Source organism: Rhizobium sp. AC44/96, assembly GCF_001692185.1.
Classification (GTDB): Bacteria; Pseudomonadota; Alphaproteobacteria; order Rhizobiales; family Rhizobiaceae; genus Rhizobium.
The window spans coordinates 251,240-265,445 of sequence record NZ_LXKO01000035.1 but is presented as its reverse complement, the minus strand read 5'-3'; the positions used below and the strand labels follow the sequence as shown (position 1 = coordinate 265,445).

Below are 14,206 nucleotides of genomic sequence, written 5' to 3'. Positions count from 1 at the left end.
ACGAAAGGTTAAACTGCTTCGGCCTGTTTGGTCAATCGGCTGAAATTCATCACAACATTCCCGTTTTGACGTCGGGGGCAAATCATCTTAGCCCGTTTGCGTCCGCCCATGAAAGGCGGGTTTCACGATGAACTCTAAAGGAGATTCAGGTGACCAGTGTTTCCTCCCTGGGCAGCAGCACGTCCACATATATTTCCAGCCTCGACAAGAATGGCGACGGCATCGTTTCCGCTGACGAACTGGCGGCCGCCAACGGCAGCTCCACGTCGACCACCTCCACGAAATCGACGGCCAGCGGCGGCAGCGACAGTGCCAGCGTCACGCAGAAGATCGCAGCCGACATCGTCTCGATCATGCTGCAGATGCAGCAGTCCAGCGCCAGCGACGACAGCAGCACGGATGACAGCGGCGACGACAGCAGCAAGGGCATTCTTGCCTCGCTGGATGCCAACGGTGACGGCAAGCTGACCACTGACGAAATCCTTTCCGCGGATACGTCGAGCATTGCAAGCAGCGCCAATGGCAGTGACGACCCGATCCTGACGCAAGTGCTGAACGACATGCAGACAGCGCTTCGCGCATACCAGAGCACATACGGCTCTTCGGCAGCAGCCGATACGACAAGCGACAACGTGCAGTCCGTCTGATTGCCGCGTGGCACGGCTCCGCCGGGGGAGCCAAAGCCACCCGCGATAAGACCGCCGCCTGCCGTGTTCGGGTCAGGCGGAGCGACTTTTGCTTCGACGTCTTGGCCATCCTGAGAGCCACGACCGGAAACACCGCTGATCGGCGGGGCCATCCGGAAAAAGGCGTTCGCGCGGTTGCACGGGCAGCCGAAAAGACGCAGAAACGATCCATCGCGAATGATGAAGGATCGGCATTTCATGGAAAGTATTGGCGTCGCGTTGCTGCTGCTGTGTGCAGTGGTCATCAGCGGAACACTCACGCGCCTTTCGCCGATTCCGGTGCCGCAACCAATCGTGCAAATCGCACTGGGCGCGGTCATAACGGTCTTCGCTGACCTGGGTGTCAACCTTGATCCAGACCTGTTTTTCCTGCTGTTCCTGCCGCCTCTCCTGTTCCTCGATGGCTGGCGCATTCCCAAGGAAGGTCTGTTTCGAGACAAGGCCGTCATCCTCGAACTGGCGCTTGGCCTCGTCGTCTTTACGGTTCTTGGCGTGGGTCTCTTCGTTCACTGGCTCATCCCCTCGATGCCCCTTGCTGTCGCCTTCGCGCTCGCCGCCATCGTCTCGCCGACCGATCCCATCGCGGTCTCGGCGATCGCCGCGCGCGTCCCGATTCCAAATCGGCTTATGCATATCCTCGAGGGGGAATCGCTGCTGAACGACGCATCGGGCCTCGTTTGCATGCGCTTCGCAGTTGCCGCAGCGCTGACCGGTACCTTCTCGCTTGTCGAGGCGTCGGGAACCTTTGTCTGGGTCGCCGTCGGGGGCATCCTGATCGGTGTCGCATTGGCTTGGGTGATCTTGCGAACCCAGAGCTTCTTTACGCGTCGTCTCGGCGAGGAAACCGGATCGCAGATCCTCATCAGTCTCCTCATTCCTTTCGCGGCCTATCTCGTGGCCGAGCATCTTGAGTGTTCTGGCATCCTGGCGGCCGTCGCGGCCGGCATCACCATGAGCTACGGCGAGCAAGGCGGCAGGACGCTGGCGATCACCCGCGTGCGCCGGACAGCGGTATGGGACACCGTGCAGTTTTCGATGAACGGCATCATCTTCGTGCTGCTTGGCGAGCAGTTGCCCCAGATCGCGTCGGGTGCCGCTCGCGTCGTCCGCGAGACCGGGCATCATGACCCAATCTGGCTGATCGGGTACGTCATTGCCATCAATCTGGCGCTCGGTATTCTTCGCTTCGTCTGGGTGTGGGTTTCGCTGCGCTTTACGTTGTACCGTGCCGCAAAACGAGGCCAAGTCATCGTTCGGCCTAGCTGGCGCCTCATCGCGGCTACCTCGGTCGCAGGCGTACGCGGCGCCATCACACTGGCGGGCGTGCTTACGCTGCCGCTGGCCATGCCGGACGGGTCGGCCTTCCCTGCCCGCGATCTTGCCATCTTCCTGGCCGCCGGCGTCATTATCGTATCGCTGATCGTTGCCAGCATCGGCCTCCCCGTCCTGCTGAAGGACCTCCAGATACCGCCGGAGCCGTCGCATCAGCGCGAGGAGGACGAGGCACGCATCAAGGGAGCAGAAGCAGCGATCAGGGCCATCGAGGCCCTGCAACACGACATGAGCGAAGGCCGGGCCGATGCGGATATCTACACGGATGCCGGCGCGCGGCTGATGGACATCTACCGGCGCCGCATCGATGGCCGCTCCAAGACCGGCGACGACGCGGACCTGGCAAGGCGCATCGAAGAGATCGAACGCAAGCTGTGGGTCGCCGGCGTCAGGGCCGAACGCGCCGAGTTCTTTCGTCTCAGAAAATCACGCAAGCTTTCGGAAGAGCTGATGAAAAAGCTGGTGCGCGAAGCAGATCTTGCCGAGGCCAGGTTCGGCTCACCGTGACCCGATCACCGCAGCGGTAAGCCTAGCGGTGACTGGCTTTTCGAAGGATGTCCTCGACAAACGCCCGCTTGCCTGCGGTGTATCGATCCCCGTCATAAGAAAACGCGATCGCCAGCGTTTGCTTGAGAGAGGCGTATTGCCCCGCGGCATCAGGATGGGCGCGCAGATAGTCGCGAAACACCATGCGACGCCTGTGAGTCTCATTGCCTGGAGGGCAAAGATAGACACGTTGCTTCGGCACGCTTGTGTGCTGCATGAACGCCCACATGTCGTCGTCCCAGCGATTTCCGCGCGGCTCATAGCCAGAAGCAATGAGCTTTTCGCTTGCGGCGGGAACATCCGGCAGACTGCGCAGAGTGATATCCACGTCGATCACCGGCTTGGCGGAAAGACCCTGAACCGAGGTGCTCCCAACATGATCGATCGCCAGCACGACCGTTCCCAGCAGCCGATGCAGATCATTGGCGATCTGATGGAATAGTCTCGGCCAGTTCTCGTCATACGGAACGATTTCGACCAACGTTGCCATCGAACGCGTTCTCCGCTCCCCACCGGTCGAATCAACAGTCTGCCCCACAGCGTAGACTTCGGGACGGCAGCCGCAACGTTGTTCAGCATTGCGCCCACCCTGTTCGCAATCGCAAAAATCTTTTCGCAAAGCACAATAAAAATCGTTTGAATACTATCGAAATTCTTCGCCGCGGCTTATATGAGCTCTGTGGCTTGTTGCACGCTTCCTCCCAGAGTGCTCGCCGAGCCACCGCCGGCCCGTCGTATCAGACGGCTTTCAACGGAAAATACCCGGCGCCAACAAGAACAAGAGGTATAAGAAAGTGGCTGGTATCATCACCAACAATGCCGCGACGACACGCCCGGCTTCGCCTGCATCCTCCCCCGCTGCGAACTATCAATTTGCCCTCGTGGCGTTGACGTCGCTCTTCTTCATGTGGGGCTTCATCACCTGCCTGAACGACATTCTCGTGCCCCACCTGAAGAATGTGTTCCAGCTGAACTACACGCAGTCCATGCTCATCCAGTTCTGCTTCTTTGGCGCCTATTTCGTCGCCTCACTGCCTGCCGGCGCCCTCGTCAAGCGCATCGGCTACAAATGGGGCATCGTTCTCGGCCTCGTCGTCGCCGCGATCGGCTGCGGCCTGTTCATCCCGGCCGCGAGCTATCGTGTCTACGCCCTCTTCCTCGGCGCATTGTTCGTGCTGGCGAGCGGCATCACGCTGCTCCAGGTCGCGGCCAATCCTTACGTGACCGTGCTCGGCCCGCCGGATACAGCTGCCAGCCGACTGAACCTCACCCAGGCCTTCAACTCGCTCGGCACAACACTGGCGCCGATGTTCGGTGCGTTTCTCATTCTTTCGGCAGCGACAGCGGCCGTTGCCGGCGCAACGCCGGAACAGCTCGACGCCATCAAGCTCGCGGAAGCAAGCGCGGTGAAATTCCCCTACATGCTGCTGGCCATCGCCTTCCTGCTACTTGCAGCACTGTTCGCGGCCTTGAAGCTGCCGGAAGTCGACGGCAGCGAAGACCTCGAGCCGATCACCGGCGGCGGATCCGCCTGGCAGTATCGCCACCTGGTCCTAGGCGCTGTCGGCATTTTCCTTTACGTCGGCGCCGAAGTCAGCATCGGCAGTTTTCTCGTCAACTTCATGAGCCAGCCCGACATCGCAGGCTTCTCTGAAGCCGAGGCGGCGCACTATGTCTCCTACTTCTGGGGCGGCGCCATGATCGGCCGGTTCATCGGTTCGGCTGCGATGCGCTACGTTGACGACGGCAAGGCGCTCGCCTTCAACGCAGTTGTCGTCATCGCCCTTCTCCTCTTGACGGTCTTCTCCGGCGGCCATGTGGCCATGTGGTCCGTGCTGGCGGTCGGACTGTTCAATTCGATCATGTTCCCGACGATCTTCAGCTTGGCGCTTTACGGTCTTGGCAAGTACACGAGCCAGGGCTCCGGCATTCTATGCCTGGCCATCGTCGGCGGCGCTCTGCTACCGCTGATTCAGGGCGGGCTCGCCGATACCATCGGCATCCATCTCGCCTTCCTGATGCCGATCGTCTGCTACGCCTACATCGCCTTCTACGGCCTCAAGGGGCATCGCCCCGCCTGATCCGCACCCATGACGCTTCGCCGCCCGCGCGGCGAAGCGTTTCCGCCCTTGCACGTCGTCGACCGGCTTGGCATCTTGCGCTGCAACAACAGTTGGAGACGCATTTCATGAAGGCCTTGCTGCTGGTCGATATCCAGAATGGTTTTTGCCCGGGAGGCAATCTTGCAGTCCCTGGGGGCGACGAGGTGGTTCCGGTCGCCAACCGGCTGATCGACAGTGGCACATACGATCTGATCGTCGCCTCCCAGGATTGGCACCCTGCTGACCACGGCAGCTTCGCATCCTCTCATCCCGGCAAGACGCACTTCGAGATCGGAACACTTTCCGGCAAGCCGCAGATGATGTGGCCCGACCACTGTGTACAGGGCACGCCCGACGCAGAATTTCATCCCCACCTTAGAACCGCTGACATACATTTCATCCAACAGAAGGGTCAGGATAGCGCGGTCGACAGCTACTCGGCCTTTCGCGACAACGATCAGGACGCGACGACCGGCCTTGCCGACTACCTCGCACAACAAGGCGTGACTGATCTCGATGTCTGCGGCCTTGCGACCGATTACTGCGTGAAGTTTTCAGCCCTCGATGCTGTGGAGATGCTGCCGGGCGTAACAGTTCGCTTCATCGAGGATGCCAGCCGCGGCATCACGCCGGAAGGCATTACGGCCGCGATCGAGGAAATGCGTTCGCGCGGAATCGCCATCGTCACGAGCGACCAGGCGATCGCCGGCTAGTCATTCCGTGGCATCGCGCTGCAGTTGGTAGACATCCTCGGCGAAGTCATCGATGCGGCGAGCTAAGGCGATCTGCGCGTCGTCGATGCCTTGCTTGTAGTAAGCCGCGCCGATCTCCTTCGCGAAGAAATCGAGCACGAACTCTGCCTTCAGCAGCCCGATCTTCTGGTCGAGTTCGGCATCAAAATAATGCTGTACGCGTCCGATCAGGGCCGTCTTTTCTTCCTTCGTGAGTTCGATCGCCTTCATCTGTTCCCTCGCCTGCGACTTGCCATCCCGGGAACCGTTCAGCGAAATCGATCTTTCAATCAAGGAAATTCGTTTGCGGCAGCGGCCCCATCACCGTAGACGGAGCGAAAATTCCAGAAGGATGGTCGCCGATGAGTCGTGCGAATTTTATCGACGGTCTGCGCGGCGGTTTTCCCATCACCGTAGCAGCTGCTCCGTTCGGCGCGCTATTCGGTGCGCTCGCCGCAGATCACGGCATGTCGCTTGCCGAGCTCACGCTCATGAGTGCGACTGTCTACGCCGGCGCGAGCCAAATGGTGGGTATCGAGCTTTTCGGCCATGATATTCAGGCCTGGTTGATCGTCGCCTCGATCCTTGCCGTCAACTTCCGCCACGTGCTCTATTCCGCTGCCCTGGCGCCCTATGTGAAGCATTTCACGCCGGTGCAGAAGTTCTTCACCTTCTTCCTGCTTGTCGACCCGCAGTTTGCAGAGACGGTCAAGCGCGGCGAAGCCGGCAAACCGGTGACCTTTGCATGGTACCTCGGCTTCGGTCTCGCCATCTATGTTCCCTGGGTGATCGTCAGCCTGATAGGCGGGCTGCTGGGCAGCTTCATCGGCGATCCGAAGTCGATCGGCCTGGATATCCTTCTGCCGGCTTACTTCCTGGGCATCGTGCTGGATTTTCGCCACCGCGACAATTTCCTGCCCGTATCGCTGGTAAGCGCCGTCGCCTCGATCATCGCCTATCGCTACGTCGGGTCTCCCTGGCATGTCAGCCTGGGCGCGGCTGCCGGCATTCTGCTCGCTGCCTTGCTGCCCCCGCCACCGCATGAGCAAGAACTCGAAACCGATCTGCACGAGGTGTGACATGACATTGGATCTTCACATGGTGCTGATCATCCTCGCTGCGGCTGTGGCGACATACGCCACCCGCATCGGCGGCTACATCCTCATCACCACAATGAAACGCATACCGCCACGCATGGAGGCGGCACTGGCCGCCGTGCCTGCTGCCGTGCTGACAACGCTGGTCGCCCCGGCGTTTTTCACAGGTGGATGGGAATCGAAGCTGGCGCTCGTCGTCGCCTTGCTGGTCGGCCTGCGGGTATCCCACAGCTGGATGTTGGTCGCCGCATGGGTCGTCGTCATGGCCTGGCGTCACACCATCGGAGTGTGACGCCCTCTCCGCCGCCTCTTAGTATTCCAGCGGCAGCGTTGCGTTTTCCAGCCACGCCTTGACATCGTGATCGTGGATCAGCGGCATCAGCGCTTCGCGGGTTCGCTGATGATAGTTGTTGAACCAGTGCAGCTCGTCGTGCGTCAGCAACTCGGGAATGACGAGGTTGCGGTCGATCGGGCAGAAGGTCAGCGTCTCGAAGCCGAGCATCGGCGTGTCGCCGCCCTCGATCGCCTCGGCGTCACGCACATAGATCAGGTTTTCGATACGAATGCCGAAAGCGCCCGGGCGATAATATCCGGGTTCGTTCGAGAGGATCATGCCGGGCAGAAGCTCCTGTGTCGAAAGCCGCGAGATCCGCTGCGGTCCCTCATGTACGGAGAGGTAGGAACCGACACCATGGCCGGTGCCATGGCCGAAATCGGCACCCGCCCGCCACAGCGCAATTCGCGCCAACGGATCGAGATCGCAGCCGCGCGTACCCTTGGGAAAACGCGCCGTGCCGATCTGGATCATGCCCTTCAGAACAAGCGTGAAGAAGCGCTTGTGTTCTTCCGAAACCGTGCCGACGCCGACCGTCCGGGTAATGTCCGTCGTCCCGTTGATATACTGCGCACCGGAATCGATCAGAAACAGTTCGCCCGCTTCAAGCTTGCGGTTGCTTTCGGTCGTGACGCGATAGTGCATGATCGCTGCATGTTCGCCGGCGCCCGAGATCGTGTCGAAGGAAATGTCCTTGAGCGGGTTCTGCATCAGATCGCCAACGCGCGCCCGCACAGCCTCGAGCTTCTCCGCCACTTCGATTTCGGTAACGGTCCCCGGCTTCGTCTGCGCAAGCCAGCAGAGGAACTCGACCATCGCCGCACCGTCCTGCAGATGCGCGGCAGCCGATCCGTTGATCTCGACGCCGTTCTTGACCGCCCGAGGCAATTTCGCCGGGTCGTTCCCCTCGACAACTTCGCCGCCAGCCTTTCGAATGATGTCGGCCAAGCCAAAGGACGTCAGATCGGGGTCGACAAGGATGCGCCCACCATCCTTCGAGACGGCGACAAGCCTCTCGTCGAGCGCCGATGGCGGCAGCTGCAGGCACATCTGCGCCAGATAGGCTTCAGCCTCGATGCCGGTCTTGCGCTTGTCGAGAAAGACGTCTGCCTTACCGTCCGCGTAGACGATGGCACGTGCAAGCGGATGCGGCGTATGCGGCACGTCCGCACCGCGAATGTTGAGGGTCCACGCAACCGACGAGGGATCGGCAATCAAAACAGCCTTCAGGTTCTTCTTGGACAGGTCAGCCGCGATCGTAGCGATCTTGTCCGTCGCCAGCACGCCTGCCTGCGCAATGTTCTGGATGGCAACGGCGCCAAGCGGCTCCTGGGGCCGGCCGGTCCACAGCTTGTCGAGCGGATTGTGCGGCAGGATGACAAGCGAGCCGCCGATTTCGGCCAGCGCCTTCTCCAGACGCCGAACCTCGGCTCCCGAGTGCAGCCAGGGATCAATACCGAGGCGCAATCCCTTGGAACCATTCTTGCTCAACCAGAGATGCGCTGGCTCGTTGACGAGGTCGCCGCCGGTAAAGACCGTGCCATCCACCTGTTCGGCAAGTTGCGTCACATAGCGCCCGTCGACGAAGACGATTGCCTGCGAGCGCATAACCAGCGCCATCCCTGCCGAGCCGGTAAAGCCCGTCAGCCAGGCCAGCCGCTCGGCGCAGGCGGGAACATATTCACCGTTGAACTCGTCTGCGCGCGGCACAAGGAAGGCATCGATACCCAACGCATCGAAACTTTCGCGAAGAGCCGTGACGCGATCACGGCCAAATTGCGGCGATGAAGTGACTTCGAAAGACTGGAACATGCTCAAGAACCTGGTGTTTGCTGCGAATCCCGAAAGGCGGATCGCGGCTATGTTATCGGAAAATCAGACAAAATGCGAAAGAAGAGCCGCCCGACATCCCCGCAGACCGCCCAACATTTGGGCGGAAATGGGGCGGCAATAATCAAACTGGCACGCTTTATGCATTCGCTGCATGGCTCCCATGAACGAAACCCTCTGCCTCAACTTTTCTAAATAGCTATATAGGCGCCATCAAACGGGTTCGAGACGAACCTCAAACGAAAAGGAATTTTGAAATGACTGCCTCTCTGTCGCGCTTCGCTTACAGCAGCCCGGTGCAGGCTGGCGAGCGCCAGACTGTCCGTCATATCATCGGCTCGCACCGTCCGCAGAATGAGGGAACCCTCACGATGCTCGGCGCCCGCCACCAAGTTACGCGCCACCAGGGCGCAACCAGCTACGCGTTCTGAGCAACTCGCCGCTCCGTTCTCCTCCTCCCTCACCGGACCGGCGATCAGAACAAGTAGAAGCCCGCTCGAGCGTCTCTCCTCCTTTGAGCTCGCGGGCATTGACCGGGAAACCGGTCTCAAGGCGGTGCCATCGGCACCGCCTTTTCTTTTGCTCTCGCCTCAGGGGCGGTCGAGGTGAATGGTTACCCAGCCATTGCGCCAGATGGTGCGAACATGGCGCAGATGCGCTCCGTTATAGGCCGCCAGAACCTTCCAGCGCTGCGATGCGAGAATGCCCGACAAGATGACCGAGCCGCCGGGCGCCAGATGCGTGACGAGCTGCGGCGCCATCTTGATCAATGGCCGCGCCAGAATGTTGGCAATGATCAGATCGAACGGACCATGCGACGAGAAGGCTGTCGAATGGAAGCCCGGCGCCGTTTCGGTCGAAATGCCCGTGGCGATGCCGTTGCGTCGGACGTTCTCGGCAGCGACCCGCGTGGCGATCGGGTCGATATCGGTGGCCAGAACAGGAATATTCTTCAGCTTCCGCACTGCGATCGCCAGAACGCCGCTTCCCGTTCCGAGGTCCAGCGCATTGCGCACCTTGCGCGACCGCACCACGCGGTCGATCGTCTCCAGGCAGCCCGCAGTGGTGCCGTGGTGGCCGGTTCCGAACGCCTGCCCCGCGTCGATCTCGATGGCGATGTCGCCGGAGCGCACCTTGTCGCGGTCATGCGAGCCATGCACCAGGAAGCGCCCTGCCCGCACCGGCTTCAGTCCTTCGAGCGACTTGGCCACCCAGTCGATCTCCGGAATGACTTCGCGTTCGACCTTGGCATCCGGGAAGCTGTGCGCCAGCGCTTCTTCGACGCGGACACGGACTTCGTCCTCGTCCTCGCGCATCATGTAGACGGATGCTTCCCAGATGTCTTTCTTCTCATCGATCTCGGTGGTCGCGATCGCGAAATCTTCTTCGCCGAAGACGTCGGACAGCAGATCCAGGATCTGCCCGGCCAGCACTTCGGTGGTCGTCACGTAGAGGCGTATTTCACTCAAGGTCGGTCTTTCCGTTTATAGCGCGCCATCGATCCATGGCGGTGGCGGCGTGTCGTATCCCGAAACGCCGTGAAGCAATCTTTGTGAAAATGCAGGTAGTCTGAAAAGCACCGGTACCGCAAGGTTGCGGATCGCGATCGCCAGCGGATTCCGCATCGTGATAAGAGATGTGAGCTGACGCGTCTGCTTGAGCACGGTCTGGACGGCAGGCATGCGCAGCGCGGTGTACTCGGCCTCGCGGCCTTCCGAGATCAGCCAGGCAAGCCAGCATGCATCCTCGATCCCGAGATTCATGCCCCGCGCGCCAGCGGGCGAATGGATATGGGCGGCGTCGCCAGCCAGAAATACATTGCCTCTCGACATTGTATCGACATGGCGGAAATGAACCCGGAAATTCGAAGCCCAGACGCGCTCGGCAATTGGCGCCGGATGCTGGATGCGCGTTTCGAAATCCGGAAGTGTCGAAATGTAGCGCAACACATAGCGCTCCAGCGGCAACCGTCCGATCATTCCGGGATCGACAAGGCTGATCTCGGCAAAGTGCGAGTCGACCGGTTGGCTGTAGCGAAAATCGGCGAGATAAAAGCTGCTTTCCAGCGCCTCTCCGGGAAAGCCGATACCAATTGCCTTGCGCACCGTCGAATGAGCGCCGTCAGCGCCGATGACAATATCGAAGCTTGCGCTTTCCACGGAGCCGTCGGCCTTCCGAAGTGTCACCCGCGGCTTGGAACGATCATCTGAAACGCTGACGATGGACGTCTCCCATTCCGGCACGACCTCATAGTCGGAAAGCTTTCCGACGAGCAGGCGCTCCGTGTGCCCTTGCGCGAGGGCGTGCAATGCGCTGTAGGGGCCAGCAATCGTCGTTGTATCGAGATCTGCGAGCCTCCGCCCCTTCGAGACGACACGGAAACGCGCGATCTGTTGCGCCTCCTGCAATATCGCATCGGTCACCCGCGACGGCGCAAGGAGGGTGAGCGTCCGCGCATTGACGCCCAGCGCGCGGCTTTCGATCAGAGGAACAGGGCCGGCATCGCTATCGACAATCCGCGGGTGAAATCCCCGTCTGGCGAGTTCCAGGGCAGCAGCCAGACCAGTCGCGCCGGCTCCGGCAATCAGGATGCTGCGATGCCCAGGCGCCATGACGTCATCCCTTGTTGACGAGGTTCTCCAGCTTTTTTACCGCCGTATCGGGATTTTCACCATAGGCGATCGTTCCGGAGAAGCGGCCGGCCGAATCCAGCAGGAAAACAGATGCCGTATGGTCCATCGTGTAATCGCCGTTCGGATTGTTCTCGTCGACGGGCACCTTCTTGGCGTAGACACGATAGCCCTTGATCACGTCCGCGACCTTGTCCGGCGCTCCTGAGATCCCGATAATGCGCTTCGAGACGTTGGAGACGTACTGGTTCATCACATCAGGCGTATCGCGCTCGGGATCGACGGTCACGAAATAAGCCTGCAGCTTCTCACCCTTGGGATCGATCTTCTCCAGCCAGCCATTCAATTCGAAGAGTGTCGTCGGGCAGACCTCCGGGCAATGTGTAAAACCGAAGAACAAAGCCGTCGGCTTGCCGCGGAACGCCTGCTCGGTGATCGGCTGGCCATTCTGCGCAACCAGCGTGAACGGCACGCCGAACGGCCCGTCCGACAGGGCTTCCTTCGTCTTGGTGACATTCAACGTCAGCCAGCCAAGAATGCCGGCCATCAGCAGCACCGCAACCCAGACCGCAATGCGGACACTCTTCATCGATCAAATTCCTCGCAGGCGGGGACCGTCCCCTCCTCTGCCTGATATCGCGTCGTGCCCCATCAGGCAATTCAACAAGACGTTTTCTCGCCGTGGTCGATTGCCCCACCCGTTCTCTGCCAGCACCGCCGCAGGGAAGCGAAATATGTCATTGGTTTTCAAAGCAATCCTCGCCTTACCCGGAAATCCGAATATTTCAGATCGTTAGGAAATACTTAAAAAATCATATCTATATTTAGCTATGGATGGAACGCCCACCGTTCCCATGACATGACGTCTTTCTGGTGTCCCAAAATCCCGGATATCCGCATGTAGGCGAACGAGAACATCCCGCGTCTCATCGCGGAGGGGACAGTCTTCACATGGCAGACATGACAATGCGCAGGAGCCTCTCGGTGAGCCAGAGGCTCTGGACGCTGGCGGGCGCCGCATTCATCGGCTTCGGTTCGATGCTGGCGGTCGGGTGGTATGAAAATGCAATCGTCGGCAACGCGCTGCACCGCGCGAACGAAATCCAGGCAAGCGTCGATCACATCAACGAGATGCGCACGGCCAACCTGACGCTCATCCTGGCCGCAATGGATACGATCGTCGACCGCAGCGACAAGGTGGTCGCGCCGGAACGCCTGAAGCTGATGAACGACTCCGTCGCCAAGCTCTCGAGCGGATCGAAGGAAATGCGGCTTCTCGCCGACGAATTGAACGCAACCCAGCTGCTCTCCAGCTACGACGCGGATGTCGCTTCGCTCAACAAGTCGATCGTCGGCGACCTGAAGGCTGCCGTTGAAGCGGGCGCGCCGGACAGTGCGTTCGACAAGCTCGACGATGCAATCGATGCAGGCGGCGACAAACTGACGGCAACGCTTGACAAGCTGGCACTGGACGGCGGCGATGTCGCCAAGAAGCGGATCGATCAGGCAAACGCGATATCCCAGCGTGCCGTCTATATCCAGATTGGCCTCGGCCTCCTCGCCATCCTCGCCATGGCGGCGCTTCAATATGTTCACGGCGGGTCGATCCGACGTGGGATCGAGGCCGTTCGCCGCAGCATGCAGCGGATCATGAACGGCGATCTCGACAGCGATGTGCCGGCCACCGATCGAGGTGACGAGATCGGCGACATGGCGCGCGCCGCGCAGAGCTTCCGTCTCGCCGCGATCGAAAAGCGGGCCCTGGAAAGCCGCAGCGAAAGCGAGCGCCAGCAAGGCGAGGCTGAGCGCAGAAGCCGCGAAGCGGCGAAGCTCGCCGACACCGAAGCGCTGAACGCTGCCGTCAATGCGCTGGGCCAGGGCCTCACCCGGCTTGCCGGCGGCGACGTTACCGTGACCATCGACAAACCTTTCAAGCCCGAACTCGAGCGGCTGCGCGACGACTTCAACCAGACGACAGTGACATTGCGCAAGGCCATGCTCGGCATCGCCCGGAATGGCACCTCGATCCAGGCAAGCAGCCAGCAGATGCGCTCGGCAGCCGACGATCTTGCCAAGCGCACCGAACAGCAAGCGGCCTCGCTCGAAGAGACCTCCGCAGCCCTCGATCAGATCACGGCCACCGTTCGCAGCGCGACCGACCGCGCCGAGGAAGTCGGCAAGATGGTCGCGCATACCCGTCAAAACACGACCAAGTCGGACATCGTCGTCACCGACGCCATGGCGGCCATGGAGCGAATCGAGGCGGCCTCCCGCGAGATCGGCACCATCATCAACGTCATCGACGAGATCGCCTTCCAGACGAATCTGCTTGCCCTCAATGCCGGCGTCGAGGCGGCCCGCGCCGGCGAGGCCGGCAAGGGTTTTGCGGTCGTCGCCCAGGAAGTGCGCGAGCTTGCCGGTCGCGCCGCGGGCGCAGCCAAGGATATCAAGGCCTTGATCGGAAAGTCAGGCGCCGAGGTGAAGATCGGCGGCGAACTTGTGACGGCGACTGGCGAGGCATTGCGCCAGATCGGCGAAGATGTTTCGCGGATCGACGAACATGTTAAATCAATCGTAACCTCTGCACGCGAACAATCGGTTGGACTGAACGAAATCAATACGGCCATCAGCCAGATGGACCAGGTCACGCAGAAGAACGCGGCCATGGTGGAAGAGACGAACGCTGCAAGTCATACGCTTGCGGCAGACGCCGACAACCTGATCCACCTGATCGAGACGTTCAAGATCGGCGAGGGCATGAAGGCCCGTCAAACGCCGCGGGAAGCAACAGCCGTCTCGCATCCGAAACCATCCCCCGCACGAAGCCTGATCGGCAAAGTCGCGGGCGCATTCAGCGGCGGCGCTGCCGCCAGAGCAATGGCCGCACCGGCCGGAGACAACTGGGAAGAATTCTGATC

General features: G+C 60.8%; 14 protein-coding genes. 8 read left to right on the top strand and 6 right to left on the bottom strand.

Annotation, left to right across the window (positions count from 1 at the left end):
* The first annotated feature begins 149 nt into the window (after window positions 1-149).
* A complete protein-coding gene (locus tag A6U87_RS22970; protein ID WP_065693624.1) occupies window positions 150-647 on the top strand; it encodes a hypothetical protein in 498 nt (165 codons plus the stop codon).
* Between the two features lie 237 nt (window positions 648-884).
* Complete coding sequence (locus tag A6U87_RS22965; protein ID WP_065693788.1) at window positions 885-2,525, top strand: Na+/H+ antiporter; 1,641 nt, start codon at window positions 885-887, stop codon at window positions 2,523-2,525.
* Between the two features lie 22 nt (window positions 2,526-2,547).
* On the opposite strand, the gene A6U87_RS22960 is transcribed toward A6U87_RS22965, so the two are convergent.
* Window positions 2,548-3,054, bottom strand: coding sequence for a GrpB family protein (locus tag A6U87_RS22960; protein ID WP_065693623.1), 507 nt, complete (start codon window positions 3,052-3,054; stop codon window positions 2,548-2,550).
* 316 nt (window positions 3,055-3,370) lie between these two features.
* Between A6U87_RS22960 and A6U87_RS22955 the strand changes: the two genes are divergently transcribed.
* Both A6U87_RS22955 and pncA read left to right on the top strand, forming a co-directional pair.
* Window positions 3,371-4,645, top strand: coding sequence for a sugar MFS transporter (locus tag A6U87_RS22955; protein ID WP_141684040.1), 1,275 nt, complete (start codon window positions 3,371-3,373; stop codon window positions 4,643-4,645).
* A 107-nt stretch (window positions 4,646-4,752) separates the two neighbouring features.
* Complete coding sequence (gene pncA, locus A6U87_RS22950) at window positions 4,753-5,379, top strand: bifunctional nicotinamidase/pyrazinamidase (protein WP_065693621.1); 627 nt, start codon at window positions 4,753-4,755, stop codon at window positions 5,377-5,379.
* Here pncA and A6U87_RS22945 read toward each other — a convergent pair whose 3' ends face one another.
* Window positions 5,380-5,628, bottom strand: coding sequence for a DUF2164 domain-containing protein (locus tag A6U87_RS22945; protein ID WP_065693787.1), 249 nt, complete (start codon window positions 5,626-5,628; stop codon window positions 5,380-5,382).
* 131 nt (window positions 5,629-5,759) lie between these two features.
* Between A6U87_RS22945 and A6U87_RS22940 the strand changes: the two genes are divergently transcribed.
* The gene (locus A6U87_RS22940; RefSeq protein WP_065693620.1) at window positions 5,760-6,476 is read left to right on the top strand and encodes an AzlC family ABC transporter permease; all 717 of its coding nucleotides are present in this window, start codon (window positions 5,760-5,762) and stop codon (window positions 6,474-6,476) included.
* Between the two features lies 1 nt (window position 6,477).
* On the top strand, window positions 6,478-6,786 hold the full coding sequence (locus A6U87_RS22935; RefSeq protein WP_065693619.1) for an AzlD family protein: 309 nt from the start codon (window positions 6,478-6,480) through the stop codon (window positions 6,784-6,786).
* Between the two features lie 18 nt (window positions 6,787-6,804).
* Here the strand turns inward: A6U87_RS22935 and A6U87_RS22930 are convergent, their stop codons facing one another.
* Entirely contained in the window at window positions 6,805-8,640 is a 1,836-nt protein-coding gene (locus A6U87_RS22930) for an aminopeptidase P family protein (RefSeq protein ID WP_065693618.1), read from the bottom strand.
* A gap of 275 nt (window positions 8,641-8,915) precedes the next feature.
* Here A6U87_RS22930 and A6U87_RS30230 point away from each other — a divergent pair, with 275 nt between their 5' ends.
* Window positions 8,916-9,089: a hypothetical protein gene (locus A6U87_RS30230; protein ID WP_198928749.1), complete on the top strand. Its 174-nt coding sequence runs from the start codon at window positions 8,916-8,918 to the stop codon at window positions 9,087-9,089.
* Between the two features lie 159 nt (window positions 9,090-9,248).
* On the opposite strand, the gene A6U87_RS22920 is transcribed toward A6U87_RS30230, so the two are convergent.
* The 3 genes from A6U87_RS22920 to A6U87_RS22910 are packed head-to-tail and all read right to left on the bottom strand — an operon-like array spanning window position 9,249 to window position 11,877.
* The gene (locus tag A6U87_RS22920; protein ID WP_065693616.1) at window positions 9,249-10,127 is read right to left on the bottom strand and encodes a 50S ribosomal protein L11 methyltransferase; all 879 of its coding nucleotides are present in this window, start codon (window positions 10,125-10,127) and stop codon (window positions 9,249-9,251) included.
* 15 nt (window positions 10,128-10,142) lie between these two features.
* Complete coding sequence (locus A6U87_RS22915) at window positions 10,143-11,270, bottom strand: NAD(P)/FAD-dependent oxidoreductase (RefSeq protein WP_065693615.1); 1,128 nt, start codon at window positions 11,268-11,270, stop codon at window positions 10,143-10,145.
* 4 nt (window positions 11,271-11,274) lie between these two features.
* Complete coding sequence (locus A6U87_RS22910; RefSeq protein WP_065693614.1) at window positions 11,275-11,877, bottom strand: SCO family protein; 603 nt, start codon at window positions 11,875-11,877, stop codon at window positions 11,275-11,277.
* Between the two features lie 362 nt (window positions 11,878-12,239).
* On the opposite strand from A6U87_RS22910, the gene A6U87_RS22905 reads away from it, so the two are divergent.
* Window positions 12,240-14,204, top strand: a complete 1,965-nt coding sequence (locus tag A6U87_RS22905; protein WP_065693613.1) for a methyl-accepting chemotaxis protein — start codon at window positions 12,240-12,242, stop codon at window positions 14,202-14,204.
* The last annotated feature ends 2 nt before the right edge of the window (window positions 14,205-14,206 follow it).